Raw genomic sequence first — 18,701 nt, 5'->3', positions numbered from 1 at the left:
ACATAGTTCATCATAGATTAGTTATGCCAATGAACCGCCGCACAATCCTGAAGCAACTGGCAGGCACGACGGCCGTCGGCGCACTCGCGGGCTGCGTGGGCGTGTCGGAGACCGATTCGACACAGACGTCCGAACAGAGCGGTGCGGAGGGCGACGACGGTAGCGAGGAGACCACCGCCGGAGCGGAGACCGAGTCCGCGGGGCCGAGCGGGACGTTCACGCTCTGGCACCAGCGCGCGGAAGCCGAGAAGGAGGCGCTCGAAGCCAACGCCGAGACGTTCACCTCGGAGACGGCCCACACGGCCAAACCCGCCGAAATCGCTGACCTCCGGAAGAAGACGACCTCCGCCATCCCCGCCGGGCAGGGCGCGGGCATGTTCGACTGGGCCCACGACTGGACCGGCGAGTACTATCAGAACGGCTTCCTCTCGGACCAGAGCGACCAGCTGGACGTGGACCTCTCGGTCTACACCCGCCCCGCACAGGAGGCGGTCCAGTTCGACGGCGCGACCGTCGCGCTCCCCTACGCGGCCGAGACCGTCGGCCTCATCTACAACAGGGAGATGGTGGACGAAGCGCCCGAGACCATCGCCGACATGAAGGCCATCATGGAGGAGTACCACGACCCCGAAAACTGGATGTACGGTCTCAGCTACCCGCTGAACGCCTACTTCATGAGCGCGTGGGCGCACGCCTTCGGCGGCTATTACTTCGACGAGTCGAACGTCGAACTCGGCCTGTCGAACGAGGCGACCCTCGACGGGTTCCAGTTCATCCTCGACAACTTCGTCCCGTACCAGCCGAAGGACACGGGCTACGACCCGCAGGCGGCCGTCTTCCTCGAGGGCAACGCGCCCTTCGCCATCAACGGGCCGTGGTTCCTCGGCGACGTTCGCTCCAACGACATCGACGCCGGCATCGCCCGGCTCCCCTCGCCCGAGGGCGACGCCGAGCCCGAGCCGTACACGACGGTCAAGCAGCTCTACTTCACCTCGACGCTGGAGGGCGACGAGGCGACGGCGGCCGCGTCCCGCGCGTTCGCCGAGTGGTACACCACGGACACCGACGTGCTCTCGGCGAACGCCGAGGAGTTCGGCTACATCCCGGTCCACAAGGAACTCGCTTCGAGCAGCGACCTCCCCGAGGCCGTCCAGGGCTTCTCGGAGTCCGTCTCGCTCGGCACCCCCATCCCGACGCACCCGAACATGGGCGACGTGTGGGGGCCGCTCGAAGACGCCTTCAACAGCGTGAAAAACGGCGACGCGGAGCTCGAATCCGCGTTCACGAAGGCCGAAGAAAACATCCGGTCTAACTGGGAGTAAGGACGATGAGCGTCGTCGACAGCGCCGTCGAGCGCGTCGCGGACAGCCCGGTGGTGAGCAAGGACGACCTGCCCTTGCTGTTGGTACTGCCGGGGCTGTTCGTCTTCCTCGCGTTCATGCTGTTTCCCGTCCTGTACCTGGTGTATCTCTCGTTCACCAACGCGGAGCCGGCCACGCTGTTCCAGGGCAAAGAGCAGTGGGTCGGCCTCGCCAACTACGTGACGGTCCTCTCGGACGGCCAGTTCTGGAACTCGATGGGCGTGACGTGGCTGTTCGTCGCCACGTCGGTCGCGCTCAAGGTGCTCGTCGGCCTCGGCATCGGGCTCGTGGTGACGGGCGAGCGCGTCCGCGGCAAGCGGTTCATGCGCGCGCTCATCATCATCCCGCTCGGCCTCCCGGGCATCTTCACCATCACCATCTGGCGCGGCATCTTCAGTTCGGCCGAGTTCGGCCTCGCCAACCAGTTCCTCCGGATGGCCGGCCTCGACTCCATCGCCTGGCTCTCCGAGCGCTGGATGGCCTTCCTCGCCTACAACGTCACCGAGGCGTGGCTGGCGTACCCGTTCATGGTCATCATCACCGTGAGCGCCTTGCAGGACGTCTCCGAGGAGCTCCACGAGGCGGCGATGATAGACGGCGCGGGCTTCTTCGCCCGCTTCCTGCACGTGACGCTTCCCTCTATCAAGCGCCCCGTGCTGTTCGCCTCGATTCTCACGGCCGCTGCGTCGTTCCAGCAGTTCCTCATCCCGTACGTGTTCAATCAGGGGGGGCCGTCGCGGACGAACGAACTGCTCATCGTCTACGGCTACCGCGAGGCGTTCCGCTTCCAGAAGTACGGTGAGGGCGCGGCCATCATGCTGGTCGCCGTGGCCGTCATCGGCGTCTTCATGATGCTAAACGTCAAGAAAGGACAGCTCGCCGACGGGGTGGACGACGCATGAGCGTCATCTCCGACATCGCGGCCGAACTCGCCGCCGACGCGCGGACCGCCGCGATGGCTCCCGTCGAGTCGGTTAAGGACGCCAAGTACACCCTCGAAGGCATCCGCGAGGGGCGCGTCAGCCCCGCGACGGTGCTGAAGACCGCCGGCATCACCCTCGGTGCCGCGGTCGTCGTCGCGCTCCTGTTGTTCCCGCTGTACTGGGTCGCCGTCGGGGCCTTCTCGGGCACCGGCGCGTCGCTGTACTCGTCGAGCGGGATTCGCCTGTGGCCGGCCGACCCGACCATCGAGCCGTTCCTGTGGGTCATCGGCGACCTCATCGTCCCGAGCTACCGCATCAGCCTCGGCCTCGGCGGCTACGAGGTGTTCTTGCAGACGCCCGAACTGACGTTCCTCGACGTGTCGCAGTACGGGGTCACGGAGACCTCCGAGTTCAAGCGGTTCTTCGCGAACAGCCTCACCGTGGCGATTCCGACGGTGCTGCTCGCGATGTGTCTCATCGTCCCCAGCGCGTACGCGCTGTCGCGCCGGCAGTTCATCGGGCGCTCGAAGGTGCTGTACGGCTACGTGCTGTTCACCCAAATCGGCGGCGGGCTGGGCGTCGCGCTCCTCATCGCGCTGTACGCCCTGTTCGTCCAGTTCGGGTTCAACGACAGCAAGCTCGCGCTGTCGGCGTACTACGCCGCCACCGCGGTCCCGTTCAACACGTGGCTCCTGAAGACGTACATGGACGGGATTCCCGTCTCCTACGAGGAGGCCGCGATGATTGACGGCGCGCCGTCGTGGAAAATCGTCACGGAGATCATCCTGCCGCTGTCGAAGGCGGGGCTGGCGACGGTGTTCATCTTCACCTTCCTCACGGGGTGGACCGAGTTCGTCGTCGCCCAAACGCTGCTCTCGACGGACAACTACACCCTGCCCGTCGGGCTGTACTCGCTCGTCGGCCGGTACTCCATCCCGTGGGCCCGGTTCTCGGCGTTCGCACTCACGTTCGCCGCGCCGATTATGCTCATCTACCTGTTCGCACAGCGCTACATCGAAGGTGGCCTGTCGTTCGGCGGGATGGAAGGCTGAGCCGCATCGAGCGCACCCTCGATACCGTCCTTTTCGGCCGCCTCACCACGTGAGTCGGTGGCACGCGCGCCGTGAGAATCCGAAGTCCTTAACCCTCCCCTGTTGGTAGTTCCGCCAACTCGCTGGCAACGCGGGCACGCCAGAGGGCACCCGTCACGCACGGGACGAAATGTGGTCTCAGGGGAGTTCCCCGACGGACTGAATCGCAAGCGCCCGCGGTGATACACAATGGCACGAAGCTTCTATTCCCACATCAAGGAAGCGTGGAAGACCCCGAAGGAAGGCAAGCTGGCCGAACTCCAGTGGCAGCGAAAACAGGAGTGGCGCAACCAGGGCGCTATCGAGCGCATCGAGCGCCCCACCCGCCTCGACAAGGCCCGTGAGCTCGGCTACAAGGCCAAGCAGGGCATCATCGTGGTCCGCGTCTCCGTCCGCAAGGGCGGCGCGCGCAAACAGCGCCACAAGGCCGGCCGCCGCACGAAGCGCCAGGGCGTCAACCGCATCGGCCGCCGGAAGTCCATCCCGCGCATCGCGGAGGAGCGCGCCTCCCGCAAGCACCCCAACCTGCGCGTGCTGAACTCCTACGGCGTCGGACAGGACGGCTCCCAGAAGTGGCAGGAAGTCATCCTCGTCGACCCCGAGCACCCGGCCATCCAGAACGACGACGACCTCAACTGGATCTGCGACGACACCCACGAGGGCCGCGCCTTCCGCGGTCTCACCAACGCGGGCAAGAAGAACCGCGGTCTCCAGAACCGCGGTAAGGGCACGGAACACAACCGTCCCTCCATCCGCGCCGGCAACGGCCGCGGCAAGTAACGCCCCGCGCACCGCGCCGATTTCTCTCTTTATCGACCGCCGAGCCGTAGCTCCGTCCCGAGGCCCCCACGCTTATCGGGACGGGGCCGGACCATCGAATCGACCTATGGTCAGTATCGAACTCAGCGGACCGATACTCGTTGCCGCCGCGGTCCTCGGTGCGGTGTGGATATACCGCGACGCGAAGCGCCGCGCGATGGACACGGCGGACATGTGGGCCGTCGGGTTCTTCGTCGCGTTCGTCCTCCTGCCGGTGCTCGGCGGCCTCGCGGTCTTCGTCTTCTATCTTCGAAACTGAAACCGGCGGTGCGGGTCGCCCGTCACGGTTCCCGGCAAGTGAGTCCGCGTGGCTCGCGGGTGTCGAAAAGCGTCCGCAGAAGTGACTCAGAACGGCGACGTGGGACCGAGGTCCGCTTCGCCCTCGCTCTCGGTGCCGTCTTCGACCGCGCCGTCCCACGCGTCGAAGCCGCCGCGGAGGCTGGACACGTCGGCGTCGACGTTGCTGTCCAGCACCGAGGCGACCTGTTTCGAACTCTTGCCGACGTAACACGAGACGACCACCTCGGCGGGCCACTCGCGGTCGAACACCTCGGGGCCGAGCGTCGCAGCCGGGAGGTTCTCCGACCCGGGGATGTGGCCGGACGTGTACGACGAGGGGTCTCGGATATCGACGACGGCGAGCTCGTCGTCGTCGGCCAGTTTCTCGCGTAGTTCGTCGGGCGTCGTCTCGGCGACCATACCCCACGTGAACGGGCGGAGCGGCAAAGGCGCGTCGCTTCCGGCGATGTCGTCGCCAGCGGCGGTGGTTCGGGGGTCGGAGGGAGGGGCGCGCCCGTGCCGCGGCTTTATTCGGGGGCGACGCCAACCTCGGGATATGACGCTCTCACTCGACGCCACCCAGTTGGACCGCTACTCGCGGCACATCATCATGGACGAGGTCGGCCCGGAGGGCCAAGGGCGACTGCTCTCGTCGCGGGTCGTCGTCGTCGGCGCGGGCGGGTTGGGCGCGCCGGCCATCCAGTACCTCGCGGCGGTCGGCGTCGGCGAACTCGTCGTGGTCGACGACGACGTGGTCGAGCGGAGCAACCTCCAGCGGCAGGTCGTCCACTGCGACGACGACGTGGGGACGCCGAAGGCCGAGAGCGCCGCCGCGTTCGTCCGCGGGCTCAACCCCGACGTGTCGGTCGAACCGGTCGAAGCCCGCGTGGACAAATCGAACGTCCACGAGGTCGTCGCGGGTTCGGACGTGGTGGTCGACGCCTCGGACAACTTCCCGACGCGCTATCTCCTCAACGACGTCTGTCGCTTCGAGGGAATCCCGCTGGTCCACGGCGCGATATACAAGTTCGAGGGACAGGCGACGACGCTCGTCCCCGACGGACCCTGCTATCGATGTCTGTTCCCCGAAGCGCCCGAGCCGGGGACGGTCCCCGACTGCGCGACGACCGGCGTCCTCGGCGTCCTCCCCGGCACGGTCGGCTGTATTCAGGCGACGGAGGCGATGAAACTCCTGCTGGATGAGGGCGAGGCGCTCGACGGGCGACTCCTGTTTTACGACGCAATGGACATGACGTTCGAGACGGTCCCGTATCGGACGAACCCGGACTGCCCCGTCTGCGGCGAGGGCGGGGTCGACTCCATCGAGGACATCGACTACGTCGAGAGCTGCGCAATCAGCCTCGACTGAGGAGAGCGCGTCTCGGCTCCGTTGCGTTCCTCGGAATCTGACAGAAGTGGCGTGCTGACTTGATGGAGATTCTGCTGGCTCAACTAACCACCGCTAGCGATAAAGTTGTTCGCACGATCTCGTGTCTCTCGTTCTTCAACGGTGAAAAACCACTGGACAACGTGGTGATTGAGACCTCCACAACCGATAGGCGGTCGGTACGAGTTCCGCGATAGCTGTCGCTCACGCTGGTTCCATCCGGCCACTGAGGAACGCCAGTCCGGCGTTCCTCAGACTCCCTTCCTCAGGCGCTCACCCCCGGTGGATCGTAGATTTCCTCCCGGACGAGCATGTAGTACATCGAGACGAGCAGTTTTCGCGCCGTCGCAACGATTGCTTTTTTCGGGGTCATCCGACGGTTCAACCGGTGGAAGAACCGGCTCAGATACTCGTCTTTACACGTGTACACTGCTGAGTACGCACTCTGAACCAAAATCCACCGCACCCGTCCTGAACCACGTTTCGAGATACCACCCTCGATCCGCGAGTCGCCGGACTCGCGGATCGTCGGGGTCAGCCCCATGTAACTCACGACCTCCTTGTGGCTGTCGAACCGATCAACTTCTCCAAGTTCTGCGTAGATCAGCAACGCGGAGTAGTAACTGACACCAGGAATCGTCATGAGCAGCTGGGTCTCGGGTAGAGACCCAGCGCGCTCCTCAATCGCAGCTTCCAGCTGTGTCATCTGCTCGGTCAGGGTCTCAACCACGTCGAGGTACGACTCCAACAACGCGTCCCACGGGGACGGGAGCGAGAGTTCCCGGAGGAACTCTCATCCCTTCACGCTCAGTGGCTTCACCTCGCGGGTGATACCGTTGTCAGCGAGCAAGCCGTGGATCTTGTTGGCGAACTTGGTGCGATCTTCGACCAATGTCTGTCGCCCGCGCACGAGTGCGCGGGCTTGCCTGATCTCGTCGGTGGGAACGTAACTCTGCGGAACGGAGTTGAGTCGAAGCAACCGCGCGAGTTCTTTGGCGTCGACGCGGTCGGTTTTCTTGTCGGAGTGAGCGATGAGCGTCAGTTTACTTGGATGAGCGACGGTTACGTCCAAGTACTCCGCGAGCGTATCGTAGACGTGGTAGTAATTGCTGGTCGCCTCGATGACCGCACGAGAGCCAGCGTAGCGTCGAGCGAGATCGTCGAGGTTCGCGTTTGTGACGCGAACCTCTTCGACAATCTGGCCTTCGCTGTCGATTACTGCCACCTGTGCGTACCGTTTGTGTAAGTCGATTCCGAGGTACATTGCTTGTTCCTCCGGGATAGGACGGCGGTGCGTGAATCAGAACTTCACCTATGCGGGCTTTCCCGGATGCCGCTCCCGGCGGCATCCGGGCTGTGACGCCCATAACTCGGCTTCTTTCGCACTCGGACCAGTCAGCACCACGTGCTCTGGGGCACGGAATACAGCTCGGTCTCTTGCGTCCCATGCTTGATTCACGCTCCGCAGGGATAGCAGAATTTCCATCAAGTCAGCACGGCCTCAACAAACTGTCAGTAGGTGGGGTTTCCAACAGCGCCACCGTCTCGGAAGGAGGCGCGCTACCGGTCGAACTGGAACCCGCCGAACTCGTCGTCCGACCCGCCGTCGGTCGCCGCGCGAACCGAGTCGGCATCCGCGTCGGCGTCCGCGCTGCCGGCCGCGTCGTCGAAGTCCATCGCGTCCAGTTCCTCGACCGCCGTCGCGTCGCCGCCGACGAGGGCGTCCACCCGGTCAGCGAGCGCGTCGAGGGCGACCGTCTGGTCGGCCGTCGCGTCGGTGATGTCGGTCGTCGACGCCTCGGCGGCGGTCGCGTGCTCTTGGGCCATCTGAATCGTACTCGTGACCTCCTCGATGTTCGTCGCCTGCGAGTCGGTCGCGCGAGCGACCTCGGTGATGCCGTTGGCCGCGGAATCCGCGGCGTCGGCGATTTCGGAGAGCGAGGCGAGCACGTCCTCGATTTCGCCGGAGGCGACCTGAATCTGCTCGTGCGACTGCTCGGAGGCCAGCACCGTCTCGTCGGCCTGTTCCTGAATCTCGGTGATGCTGTCCGCGATTTCTTCGGTGTGCTCGTGGGTCTGGTTCGCGAGCTGTTTGACCTCGTCGGCGACGACGGAGAAGCCCTCGCCGGCCTCGCCCGCGCGGGCGGCCTCGATGTTCGCGTTGAGCGCGAGCAGGTTCGTCCGGTCTGCGACCTCCGCGATGACCTCGACGACCTCCTCAATGACGACCATGCGCTGTTGGAGTTCGGTCACGCTGTCGAGCAGTTCGTCGGAGATGTCGATGACCTGGTCGGTCGCGGACCGGATGCTCTGGCCGGCCTCGTGGCCGTTTTCGGCGGCCACGCGGGCCTGATTCGCCGCCGACGCGACCTCGTCAGAGGTGGCCGCTATCTCCTCCATGCTGGCCGAAAGCTCCTGCATCTCCTCTGCGCCCGTCGACAGGAGGTCCGCCTGCTCCGTGACCTGCGATTCGATGTCGGTCGCGGCGGTCGCGGCCCGCTGAATCGCCCCGCCGAGGTCGGCGGTCGTGGCGTCGACCTCGCTGGCGAGGCGGTCGAACCGGGTCGCCATCTCGTTGAGGTCCGAGACGACCGCCAGCGTCTCGTCTTCGAGGACGCCGCGGTCGTCCGTGAACGACGCCCGGGCCGAGAGGTCGCCGGCGGTGAGGCTCCCGATGGTGGTCGAGACCTCCTCGACGAGCGCCTCGGACGCCCGCTGTTTCTCCACCGCGTCGGTCCGGTCGTGGACCGCCTCGACGACGCCGACCAGTTCGTCGCCCTCGAACAGCGGTTGGGCGGTGAAGGCGATGTGGCGCTCCGCGCCGTGTCGGTCCGTCATCGTGCTGGTGTCGCGGTAGAGCCGACTGGCCTCGTCGACCACGTCGAGGCCGTTGACCACGTTGGCGCTCCGCGGGTCGTCGAGCACCTTGTCGGCGAGCGTCTTCGCCCGCCGGCCGTCCGGGTAGAACAGTTCGCTCACGTGCTCCGACCCGAGCGCCTCCGCCGCGGGAACGCCCGTGAGCGTCGTAATCGGGTCGTTCCACGCGATGACCCGCCCGTCGGCGTCGAGGACGAACACCGGCGTCCCCACGCCGTCGAGCAGGGCACCGGCGTGCAACTGCTCGGCCGCCGCCGCGACCGTCCCTCGTTCGTCAGCCTGTGCGCCGCCGTCGGTCCGCGTCCGAGCCCCGACCCCCGGGACCAGCGCCGCGAGTCGCGAAAGCAGGTCCATATGTCTCCCCCCACGCAGATTGCCGGTATAACGCTACGCTCCGGATTATCAACTGTGAGACTGAGGTGGTACGAAAACGGTCACAGCCGACAACCGGCTGCGGGACGCGAAACAGTCGAGAAAAACGGTGGTCGCGCGGGAGGGCCGAATCGGGAACCGACGGTTCGGACGGCCGCGAGGCCGCGCTTCGGCGGCGGGTCGCGGCGTCAGTCGAGTCGGTCGGAACGGTCGTCGGCAGAGCGGTCGGGGCCGTCGTCGTCGATGCCATCGTCATCGGGTCCGTCGCCGTCGAAGCCGCCGTCGGTCGTCGGCGCGTCGAGTTCGGCGGACGGAGTGGTGTCAGCGCCGGTGCGCGCACCGTCGCGGTCCGCGGCGTCGTGGTCGACGGTGAACTCGGAGACGAGCGACATCAGCCGCTCGGACTGTGTGGCGAGGCGGTCCGCGCCGTCGGAAACCTCGCTGAGCGAGGCGGTCTGTTCCTCGGCCGCGGCCGCGACCGATTCGGCTCGCTCGGCGGTCTCGTCACTGATATCCGAGACGCGGTCCATCATCGACGCGACCTCCTCGGTCGAGGCGGCCTGCTCGTCGGTGGTCCGGCTGATTTCGTCGACGCCGTCGGTCGTCTCGCGGACGTTCTCGACGATGGTGTCGAGCGAGTCGCGGGCGGTCTGGACCGCGTCGACGCCGGAATCGACGGCGTCACGCGTCTCGCGCATCTCGGAGACGGACGCCGCGGACTTCGCTTGGACCTCCTCGATGGTCGCCTCGATTTCCTCGGCGGAGGACTTAGTCTCGCCGGCGAGCTCCTTGACCTCGTTGGCGACGACGGAGAAGCCCTCGCCGGCCTCGCCCGCGCGGGCGGCCTCGATGTTCGCGTTGAGCGCGAGGATGTTCGTCTGTTCGGCGATGTCGGTGATGAGTTCGACGATGTCACCGATTTCGGCCATGTCGCCTTCGAGGTCCTCGATGCGGTCGACCGTCCGGCTGGTCTGGGTTTCGACGGTCTCGATGGTGTCGATGGCGTTGGCGGCCGCCTCGTGGCCGTCCTCGCTCGCTTCGAGGGTGTGTTGAGCCGTGCGTTCGAGTTCGCTCGCCGAGGAGGCGACCTCCTCGATGGTCGCAGAGAGGTTGCTCGTCTCGCTCGTCGTCTGCCGGAGGTTCTCGCGCTGTTCGTGCGCGCCCTCGGCCATGACCTGCGTGGACTCGCTGACCTGCCGGCTCGCGCGCTCTATCTCCTGAGAACTCGCGGTGACTTCCTGGCTGGCCGCGGCGACGGTCTCGGCGAACCCGACGACCTCCGCGACGGTCGCTTCGAGTTCGTCGGCCATGTCGTTGAACGACCGCGCCATCTCGTTCATCGCGTCGTTGTCGGCGTCCTCGGACATCCGGCGCGTGAGGTCGCCGTCGGCGGCGTCCGCCATCGTCTCGCTGAACTCGGCGGCCGTCGCTTCGAGTTCGGTGATGAGGGCTTCGAGTTCCGTGTGCGTCTGTCCCATCGACTCGCCGAACGACCCCGGAATGTCCTCGTCGAGGACGGGGTCGTCGAAGCGCTTGTCCGCGAGCGCCTCGGCCTGCCCGGCGACGGTCGTCAGGTACGCCTGCATCGACTCGAAGGAGTCGTACAGCCGGCCCATCTCGTCGATGCGGGCGGTGTTCGGGAGGTCGCCGTCGACCTCGCCGTTGGCGATGTCGTCTGCGTTGCGGGCGACGACCGAGAGGGACCGCGCGGTGCCGCGACCGATGGTCGCCCCGACGAGGAACAGCGCGCCGACGGCGAACGCGACGAGGAACATCACGTTCGTCGTCACGTGCGACTGGAGCGCGAACGCCCGCTCGGCCGGGACGTGGTAGGTGACCACCCAGTCGGTGCCGGTGATGGGCGCGTACGCCATCGCGTACTCGCCGGGCTCCATGCCCGTGCGGGCGGAGACGACCTCGTAGCCGGTCTGCCCCGACATCGCGGCGTCGATGGCCTCGATTGACGAGCCGTCGGCGGCCGCGTACTCGTCGAGGATGGACGCCTTGCGGTTGTCGAACAGGATGGTCCCGGACTCGGTGACGACCTTGGTGTCACCGGTCGCGTAGGGCGACTCGAACTGGTGGGAGCCGGCTTCGAGCGACGCCGTCAGGACGACCGCGCCGTTGGCTCCGGAGACGGGCGCGACGAACGCGACGACCGGCTCGCCGCCGGATTCGTAGGGCGCGGAGACGGTCACGGACCGGCTCGACGCCAGCGCCGAGGCGTCGTCGGTCCACGGCGCGGACAGCGAGTCGAGCGACTGCCCGGTCGCGCTGTCGGTCGTGCTGGCGACGACCGCGCCGGTGTCGGCGTCGACGTAGTGGAGCGAGCGAACGTCGCCGGAGAGCTGGATGAGCTTCCCTTCGAGCCACCGCTGGTGGTCGGCCGCCGAGGTGCCCGCCGGCTGGTCGGCGAGCGATTCAGCGAGGAACGAGACGGTCGACTCCTTCGAGGTCACCCAGTCGGAGACCGACTTGGCCCCCGTCGCCGCCGCGCCGCGAATCTGCGATTCGGTCTGCGACTCGACGACCGACTTCGTGTCGAAGTGGATGTACGCGCCCGCGCCGCCCATGACGACCGCGATGAGGAGGAGCACGACGCCGAACTTCGCCGCGTAGCGCCGGCGAATCACGTTCGGAAGCGCCCGTTCGAGCAGGCTCGTCAGCCGCGAAAACGGATTCATCGTCCGCCTCCGGACTCGAAGAACTGGCGCTGGAGGAGTTCGACCTGCTCGACCGAGCCGTTGCGGACGCGCTCGACGAGGTACGAACTCAGCGGTTCGAGCGCCTCCGTGAGGTCGACCCCGCTCGACGCGCCCTGATAGTTCAGTTCGCGGCCGGCGTCGACGAGGGTCCGAACCCGGTCGAACTCGCCGACGGAGACGGTGTGGCCGGTCCCGCCCGAGACGGTCTGGAGAGCGTCGGCGATGGCCGGACCCGACGCCTCACCGGCGTACTCCGCCGCCGTCGCCATGAGGAACAGGGCGTCGTAGGCGTTCGCCGCGTAGGGCTGGAGCGGCGCGATGTCGGAGAGCCGCTGGGTGAGATGGAAGTAGCCGTCGGTCCGAACCGACGACAGCGAGGCGCTGTAAAACCCCTCGTAGTAGGGCGGAATCTCGCCGTCGAACAGGCCCGCCGAGAAGACCCACGGGGCCTCGTGGTCGGACGCGCCGTAGGCGTCGAGGACGCCCCGTTCCTGTCCGGGGACGCTGACGAAGCCGACCGCGTCGGGCGAGTCAGCGAACACCTCGTCTATGACGCCGCCGAAGGCCTCCGCGCTCGGGTCGTAGCTGACCTCGGTGACGACTTCCGCGTCGAGTTGGTCGCCGAGCGCGGTGCCGAGGTCGGAGCCGAAGGCCCCGTCGACGGTGAGGAGGGCGACCCGGTCGGCGTCGGCGTACTGCGGCGCGTCGAGAATCTTCGCCATCGCGGTCGCCTGGAGGCTGTCGCTCGGGACGGTCCGGCCGAAGAACTTCCGGCCGTCGGCCCGCCCGGCGTCCGAGAGCCGCGGGTTCGTGCTCGCCGGGGACATCTCCATGACGGCGTCGTCGGCCGCCTTCGGAGCGAGCGCGAGCGACACGTCGCTGACGAGGCCGCCGACGAAGCCGACGACGCCCGCGTCGGCCAGCGAGGCGTAGCCGTCGGTCGCGACCGACGCGGACCCCTCCGTGTCCACGGTGGTCAGTTCGACCGGCCGGCCGAGCACGCCGCCCGCCCCGTTGATGTCCTCGACCGCCTGCTCGGCGGCGCGCTTGCCGTGCGTTCCCACCTGCTCCAGCGACCCGCTGACGGGCAACATCGCCCCGAATCGAACGGGCTCCCCGGACTCCGTTCCGAACGTTCCCACGCACCCGGACAGCGAGCCGAGCCCCACCGCGCCGGCGGCCGTGCGGAGAAACGTTCGTCTATCGTACCTGACTGTCACAGATTTCCCGAGACAACTCCCGTATATAATTTTGGGCCGCCGATTATCAGACGCTGTATTTTTGGAAGAATCGTCCAACATTAGACGCGAAGTAGGAACGTGGTATCACACGCCACATCGAGGCGTCGCCGCGTCGGGCCGCCGCGAGTCGAGGCGGCGGCGACCCCGTCGGCCGGGGCATCGTAGCGTTTTATCCGCCGGCCCGCCCACGTGCGGACATGACTACTCAGGGAATCGTCGGACAGTTCCTCTCGTTGAAAGAGGAGACCGACGCCGACCTGCTCGCCATGCAGTGCGGCGACTTCTACGAGTTCTTCGCCGACGACGCCGAGACGGTCGGCCGCGAACTCGACCTCAAAGTCTCCCAGAAGTCCTCGCACGGGTCGTCGTACCCGATGGCGGGCGTGCCGCTGAACGACCTGACGCCCTACCTCAAGGCGCTCGTCGAGCGCGGCTACCGGGTCGCCGTCGCCGACCAGTACGAAACCGAGTCCGGCGACCTCCGCCGGGAGGTAAAGCGCGTCGTCACGCCGGGCACGCTCCTCGAAACCTCCCGCGCCGACGCGCAGTTCCTCGCGGCCGTCGTGACCGACGGCGACGGTGTCGGCCTCGCGTTCTCCGACATCACGACCGGCCAGTTCCTCGTCACCGAGGCCGCGACCGTCGACGACGCCGCGGCCGAACTCTACCGCTTCGCCCCCGTCGAGGTCCTCCCCGGCCCGGAACTGCGGAGCGACGACGAGACGCTCTCGCGGCTGCGCGAGGCCACCGACGCCTCCTTCTCGCTTTTCGCCACCGAGGCGTTCGCGCCGGGTCGCGCCCGCCACGCCGTCCGCGAGCAGTTCGGCGCGTCAACGGTCGATAGCGTCGGCCTCGACTCCGACCTCGCGACCCGCGCCGCCGGCGGCGTCCTCGCCTACGTCGAGGAGACGGGCGCGGGCGTCCTCCGGTCGATGACGCGCCTCCAAGTCTACCACCCGTCGGACCTGCTCGAACTCGACGCGACCACCCAGCGCAATCTCGAACTCACGGAGACGATGCACGGCGACCGCTCGGGGTCGCTGTTCGACACGATAGACCACACCGTCACCTCGCCCGGCGGCCGCCTCCTCCGCGAGTGGCTGACTCGACCGCGACGCGACCGCGACGAACTCGCCCGCCGACACGACGCCGTGGAGTCGCTCGCGTCGGCCGCCCTCGCCCGCGAGCGCGTCCGCGAGGTGCTCGACGGGGCGTACGACCTCGAACGCCTCGCCTCCCGGTCGGCGTCCGGGAGCGCCGGCGCGTCAGAGCTGCTTTCGGTCCGCGACACGCTCTCGGTGCTTCCCGCCCTCGCCGACGCCATCGAGGGGACCGAACTCGCGGACTCCCCGCTCGCGGAAGTCGTCTCGCGGCCCGACCGAGACGCCGCGGCCGACCTCCGGACGGACCTCGCCGACGCGCTCGCCGAGGACCCGCCGAAGACGGTCACGCAAGGCGGCCTGTTCCAGACGGGCTACGACGACGAACTCGACGACCTCATCGAGCGCCACGAGTCGGCAAAGTCGTGGCTCGACACGCTCGCTGACCGCGAAAAGCGGGACCACGGCCTCTCGCACGTCACCGTCGACCGCAACAAGACCGACGGCTACTACATCCAGGTCGGCAAGTCGGTCGCGGACCAAGTGCCGGACCACTACCGGCAGATAAAGACGCTCAAGAACTCCAAACGCTTCGTCACCGAGGAGTTAGAGGAGAAAGAACGCGAGATTCTCCGGCTCGAAGAGGCCCGCGGCGACCTCGAATACGAACTGTTCGAGGACCTCCGCGAGCGCGTGGCCCGGCACGCCGAACTCCTCCAAGACGTGGGCCGGACCATCGCCGAGGTGGACGCGCTGGCGTCGCTCGCCACCCACGCCGCCGGCAACGGGTGGACGCGCCCCGAACTCACCGAGGCCGGAGCGCTCGACATCGAGGCCGGTCGCCACCCGGTCGTGGAGACGACGACCGACTTCGTCCCGAACGACCTCCGCATGGACGACGAGCGCGGCTTCCTCATCGTCACCGGACCGAACATGTCCGGCAAATCGACGTACATGCGGCAGGCGGCGCTCATCACGCTCCTCGCGCAGGTCGGCAGTTTCGTGCCCGCTCGCTCCGCGACCGTCGGCGTCGTCGACGGCATCTACACCCGCGTCGGCGCGCTGGACGAACTCGCGCAGGGCCGCTCGACGTTCATGGTCGAGATGCAAGAGCTCTCGAACATCCTCCACTCGGCCACCGAGGACTCGCTCGTCATCCTCGACGAGGTGGGCCGCGGAACCGCGACCTACGACGGCATCTCCATCGCGTGGGCGGCCACCGAGTACCTCCACAACGAGGTGCGCGCGAAGACGCTGTTCGCCACGCACTACCACGAACTGACGAGCCTCGCGGACCACCTCGACCGCGTCGCCAACGTCCACGTCGCGGCCGACGAGCGCGACGGCGACGTGACGTTCCTCAGAACCGTCGTCGACGGCCCGACCGACCGGAGCTACGGGATTCACGTCGCAGATTTGGCGGGGGTTCCGCGCCCGGTGGTCGACCGCGCCGGCGACGTGCTGGACCGACTCCGCGAGGAGAAGGCAATCGAGGCGAAGGGCTCCGGCACCTCGGAGCCCGTGCAGGCCGTCTTCGACGTGGGGAGCGGCCAGATGAAGGTTGCCGAAGCCGGCGACTCTGGCGGCGACGGCGACGATTCGGCTGGCTCCGGCGCGCCCGCGAACGGCGCGACTGGAACGGGTGCGGCCGGCAACGGCTCGGTGGACGCGGCCGCGGCCGTCGAAGGGAGTGCTGAAGCGGACCGCGCCGGGACCGGGTCCGACTCCGAGGCCGAGGCCGCGCTGGACCCGGAGACGGAAGCCGTCCTCGACGAACTGCAATCGACCGACGTGAACGACACGTCGCCGCTGGACCTGATGGCGAAGGTGCAGGCGTGGCAGTCGAAACTCGACGGCGGTGACGGCGAATGAGCGACATCAAACAGCTCGACGAGAAGACCGTCCAGCGCATCGCCGCCGGCGAGGTGGTCGAGCGACCGGCCTCGGTCGTCAAAGAGCTGTTCGAAAACAGCCTCGACGCGGACGCGACGCGCATCTCCGTGGCCGTCGACGCCGGTGGGGTTGAGGGCGTCCGCATCCGCGACGACGGCGTCGGCATGAGCGAGGAAGACCTCGAACTCGCCGTCCGCGAGCACACGACGAGCAAAATCGGTGACATCGAGGACCTCGAAGCCGGCGTCGGCACCCTCGGCTTCCGCGGCGAGGCGCTCCACACCATCGGCGCGGTGTCGCGGCTGACCATCCGGTCGAAGCCCCGCGGCGGCGACGTGGGCACCGAGTTGCAGTACGAGGGCGGCGAGGTCGAGTCGATTCGACCCGCCGGCTGTCCCAAGGGGACGGTCGTCGAGGTCGACGACCTGTTTTACAACACGCCCGCCCGCCGGAAGTTCCTCAAGACGACGGCGACCGAGTTCGACCACGTCAACGCGGTCGTCACGCACTACGCCCTCGCCAACCCGGACGTGGCCGTCTCGCTCGAACACGACGACCGCGAGGTGTTCGCCACCGAGGGCCGCGGCGACCTCCAGTCGACCGTGCTCTCGGTGTACGGCCGCGAGGTCGCGGAGTCGATGGTCCCCGTGGACCACGACGCCCCCGGCGTCTCCGTCTCGGGGCTCGTGAGCCACCCCGAGACGACCCGGAGCACCCGCGACTACCTCTCGACGTTCGTCAACGACCGCTACGTCACCGACCGCGTGCTCCGCGAGGCCGTCCTCGACGCCTACGGCGGCCAACTCGACGCGGACCGCTACCCCTTCGCGGTGCTGTTCGTCGAGGTCGCGCCCGACGCCGTGGACGTGAACGTCCACCCGCGGAAGATGGAGGTCCGCTGGGACGACGAGGCCGGCGTCAAACGCGAGGTGACCGAAGCGGTCGAAGACGCCCTGTTAAGCCACGGCCTCGTCCGGTCGTCGGCCCCGCGAGGCCGGTCGAAAGCCGACGAAGCGGCCATCGAACCCGGCTCGTCGGGCGACGACGCGACCCAACTGGACCCCCACGAAGTCCGGGAATCGGAGCCGGACGGCGAAACAGACGACGACGCGGACCCCCCGTCCGCGCGGGACGTGCAGTCGGCGCGGGAGGCCCGCGAATCGGGCGCTCGGGCGGACTCGACCGCGACCGACGACGCCGACACGGACACCACACCTGCAACTGAACGAAACTCGGGCGCCGGGTCCGGCGACCCCGCTGCCGGCGACGACTCCGGTGCGTCCGCCGAGACTACGGAGTCGTCCGGCCCGACCTCGGTGCCGTCGTCCGCGCCGCCGACGCCGCCCCGCGAGTACGACCTCGCGCCGGGGCCGGAGACGACCGAGCAGTCGTCGCTTTCGACCGACGACGGGAGCGAATCGAGGTCGACACCGGACGAGGCGTCGTCGGTCGACTCGGGGGCGGACGACAACGCGCCCCGAAGCCCTCCCTCGCGCATCGCCGCGCCGACGACCCAGCGCGACCTCTCCGGCGAGGAGGCGGACCTCTCACCCGAGTTCGACTCGCTGCCGTCGATGCGAATCATCGGCCAACTCTCGGACACCTACATCGTCGCCGAGACCGACGAGGGACTGGTGCTCGTCGACCAGCACGCCGCCGACGAGCGCGTGAACTACGAGCGCCTGAGAGGCGAGGTCGAAGGCGACACGCCGACGCAGGCGCTGGCCGAGCCGGTCGACCTCGAACTCACCGCGCGGGAGGCGGCGCTGTTCGAGGAGTACCGCGAGGCGCTGGCGCAGGTGGGCTTCCACGCCGGGCGGACCGGCGAGCGGACCGTCTCGGTGCGCACCGTCCCGGCGGTGTTCGACGCCGCGCTCGACCCCGAACTGCTCCGCGACGCGCTGACGGCGTTCGTCCGCGAGGAGGTCGACGGCGGCCGGAAGACCGTCGACGCCGTCGCCGACGAACTGCTGTCGGACCTCGCGTGTTACCCCTCGATTACGGGCAACACGTCGCTGCGGGAGGGCTCCGTGCTCGACCTGCTCGCGGCGCTCGACGACTGCGAGAACCCCTACGCCTGCCCCCACGGCCGCCCGGTCATCGTCGAGTTCGACCGCGACGAAATCGCCTCGCGCTTCGAGCGCGACTACCCCGGCCACGGCGGGCGGCGACGCGAGGAGTAGTCCGAGCGGGTCGCGTTGGGGCGGGTCGAGTCGGGTCGGCCGTCTCGTGACGCTGGTCTCGCCACCGATCCCGATTCTTGGAACCGATAGCCGCGGCGAGGATTCAAGTCCGGGCACCGAGACGGTGGAGGCGATGAACCCGCTGGTCGTTCTGGGCGTCTGCTTCGGGCCGCTGGTGCTCGTCGTCTCGTATCTCTTCACCGCGGCGACGGGGCCGAGCGTCCCCCCGTGGGCCGACGCGGCCGGACAGGCGATTCGGCTCTACGGGACCGTGGCCGCCGTGGTCGTCGGCCCGCTAGCGCTGCACGCCGACCGACTGGACCTCGCCCGCGAGAGCGACTGGGTTCCCTCGCCCGTCTACTACCTGATTGCGGTTCCGTTCTTGAGCATCCCCATCGCGTTCATCTATCTCGTCCGGCGGCTGACGGCCGCGTGAGCCGGCCGGAAGGGCGACCGAATCAACCGCGGGC

The 18,701-nt window shown here is 67.9% G+C and carries 13 protein-coding genes and 1 pseudogene; 9 read left to right on the top strand and 5 right to left on the bottom strand.

The window, feature by feature from the left end; all coding sequences use genetic code 11:
• The first annotated feature begins 29 nt into the window (after positions 1-29).
• The 5 genes from HVO_RS07410 (at position 30) to HVO_RS07390 (ending at position 4,453) form a co-directional block, all read left to right on the top strand.
• Positions 30-1,322, top strand: a complete 1,293-nt coding sequence (locus HVO_RS07410) for a substrate-binding domain-containing protein (protein ID WP_004044369.1) — start codon at positions 30-32, stop codon at positions 1,320-1,322.
• A 5-nt stretch (positions 1,323-1,327) separates the two neighbouring features.
• Positions 1,328-2,263: a carbohydrate ABC transporter permease gene (locus HVO_RS07405; RefSeq protein WP_004044370.1), complete on the top strand. Its 936-nt coding sequence runs from the start codon at positions 1,328-1,330 to the stop codon at positions 2,261-2,263.
• A complete protein-coding gene (locus tag HVO_RS07400) occupies positions 2,260-3,336 on the top strand; it encodes a sugar ABC transporter permease (RefSeq protein ID WP_004044371.1) in 1,077 nt (358 codons plus the stop codon). Before HVO_RS07405 ends, HVO_RS07400 begins: the two co-directional genes overlap by 4 nt.
• Positions 3,337-3,564: 228 nt before the next feature.
• Positions 3,565-4,155: a 50S ribosomal protein L15e gene (locus tag HVO_RS07395; protein WP_004044372.1), complete on the top strand. Its 591-nt coding sequence runs from the start codon at positions 3,565-3,567 to the stop codon at positions 4,153-4,155.
• Positions 4,156-4,261: 106 nt separating this feature from the next.
• Entirely contained in the window at positions 4,262-4,453 is a 192-nt protein-coding gene (locus HVO_RS07390; protein WP_004044373.1) for a hypothetical protein, read from the top strand.
• An 86-nt stretch (positions 4,454-4,539) separates the two neighbouring features.
• Here HVO_RS07390 and HVO_RS07385 read toward each other — a convergent pair whose 3' ends face one another.
• Complete coding sequence (locus tag HVO_RS07385; protein WP_004044374.1) at positions 4,540-4,893, bottom strand: rhodanese-like domain-containing protein; 354 nt, start codon at positions 4,891-4,893, stop codon at positions 4,540-4,542.
• A 136-nt stretch (positions 4,894-5,029) separates the two neighbouring features.
• Between HVO_RS07385 and ubaA the strand changes: the two genes are divergently transcribed.
• Positions 5,030-5,842, top strand: a complete 813-nt coding sequence (gene ubaA / locus HVO_RS07380; protein WP_004044375.1) for an SAMP-activating enzyme E1 — start codon at positions 5,030-5,032, stop codon at positions 5,840-5,842.
• A 283-nt stretch (positions 5,843-6,125) separates the two neighbouring features.
• Here the strand turns inward: ubaA and HVO_RS07375 are convergent.
• From HVO_RS07375 to HVO_RS07360, 4 genes and pseudogenes are all read right to left on the bottom strand, one after another.
• A pseudogene (locus HVO_RS07375) lies at positions 6,126-7,124 on the bottom strand (IS110 family RNA-guided transposase).
• A 296-nt stretch (positions 7,125-7,420) separates the two neighbouring features.
• Entirely contained in the window at positions 7,421-9,091 is a 1,671-nt protein-coding gene (locus HVO_RS07370; RefSeq protein ID WP_004044376.1) for a methyl-accepting chemotaxis protein, read from the bottom strand.
• Positions 9,092-9,297: 206 nt separating this feature from the next.
• The gene (locus HVO_RS07365; RefSeq protein ID WP_004044377.1) at positions 9,298-11,793 is read right to left on the bottom strand and encodes a methyl-accepting chemotaxis protein; all 2,496 of its coding nucleotides are present in this window, start codon (positions 11,791-11,793) and stop codon (positions 9,298-9,300) included.
• On the bottom strand, positions 11,790-12,968 hold the full coding sequence (locus tag HVO_RS07360; protein ID WP_218623822.1) for an ABC transporter substrate-binding protein: 1,179 nt from the start codon (positions 12,966-12,968) through the stop codon (positions 11,790-11,792). The genes HVO_RS07365 and HVO_RS07360 overlap by 4 nt, the downstream gene beginning before the upstream one ends.
• Before the next feature lie 284 nt (positions 12,969-13,252).
• On the opposite strand from HVO_RS07360, the gene mutS reads away from it, so the two are divergent.
• From mutS to HVO_RS07345, 3 genes are all read left to right on the top strand, one after another.
• The gene (mutS, locus tag HVO_RS07355) at positions 13,253-16,027 is read left to right on the top strand and encodes a DNA mismatch repair protein MutS (protein WP_004044379.1); all 2,775 of its coding nucleotides are present in this window, start codon (positions 13,253-13,255) and stop codon (positions 16,025-16,027) included.
• Positions 16,024-18,231: a DNA mismatch repair endonuclease MutL gene (gene mutL, locus HVO_RS07350; RefSeq protein ID WP_004044380.1), complete on the top strand. Its 2,208-nt coding sequence runs from the start codon at positions 16,024-16,026 to the stop codon at positions 18,229-18,231. Before mutS ends, mutL begins: the two co-directional genes overlap by 4 nt.
• A gap of 133 nt (positions 18,232-18,364) precedes the next feature.
• On the top strand, positions 18,365-18,667 hold the full coding sequence (locus HVO_RS07345) for a hypothetical protein (RefSeq protein ID WP_004044381.1): 303 nt from the start codon (positions 18,365-18,367) through the stop codon (positions 18,665-18,667).
• The last annotated feature ends 34 nt before the right edge of the window (positions 18,668-18,701 follow it).

It is taken from the genome of Haloferax volcanii DS2, assembly GCF_000025685.1.
GTDB lineage: Archaea > Halobacteriota > Halobacteria > Halobacteriales > Haloferacaceae > Haloferax > Haloferax volcanii.
The sequence above is the reverse complement of the archived record's forward strand: the minus strand, read 5'-3'. Positions and strand labels throughout refer to the sequence as shown.

Bases quoted from the DNA above. Each gene is read 5' to 3' on its own strand.
- HVO_RS07410 (WP_004044369.1), top strand. From the start codon at position 30: ATGAACCGCCGCACAATCCTGAAGCAACTGGCAGGCACGACGGCCGTC.
- HVO_RS07405 (WP_004044370.1), top strand. From the start codon at position 1,328: ATGAGCGTCGTCGACAGCGCCGTCGAGCGCGTCGCGGACAGCCCGGTG.
- HVO_RS07400 (WP_004044371.1), top strand. From the start codon at position 2,260: ATGAGCGTCATCTCCGACATCGCGGCCGAACTCGCCGCCGACGCGCGG.
- HVO_RS07395 (WP_004044372.1), top strand. From the start codon at position 3,565: ATGGCACGAAGCTTCTATTCCCACATCAAGGAAGCGTGGAAGACCCCG.
- HVO_RS07390 (WP_004044373.1), top strand. From the start codon at position 4,262: ATGGTCAGTATCGAACTCAGCGGACCGATACTCGTTGCCGCCGCGGTC.
- HVO_RS07385 (WP_004044374.1), bottom strand. From the start codon at position 4,893: ATGGTCGCCGAGACGACGCCCGACGAACTACGCGAGAAACTGGCCGAC.
- ubaA (WP_004044375.1), top strand. From the start codon at position 5,030: ATGACGCTCTCACTCGACGCCACCCAGTTGGACCGCTACTCGCGGCAC.
- HVO_RS07370 (WP_004044376.1), bottom strand. From the start codon at position 9,091: ATGGACCTGCTTTCGCGACTCGCGGCGCTGGTCCCGGGGGTCGGGGCT.
- HVO_RS07365 (WP_004044377.1), bottom strand. From the start codon at position 11,793: ATGAATCCGTTTTCGCGGCTGACGAGCCTGCTCGAACGGGCGCTTCCG.
- mutS (WP_004044379.1), top strand. From the start codon at position 13,253: ATGACTACTCAGGGAATCGTCGGACAGTTCCTCTCGTTGAAAGAGGAG.
- mutL (WP_004044380.1), top strand. From the start codon at position 16,024: ATGAGCGACATCAAACAGCTCGACGAGAAGACCGTCCAGCGCATCGCC.
- HVO_RS07345 (WP_004044381.1), top strand. From the start codon at position 18,365: ATGAACCCGCTGGTCGTTCTGGGCGTCTGCTTCGGGCCGCTGGTGCTC.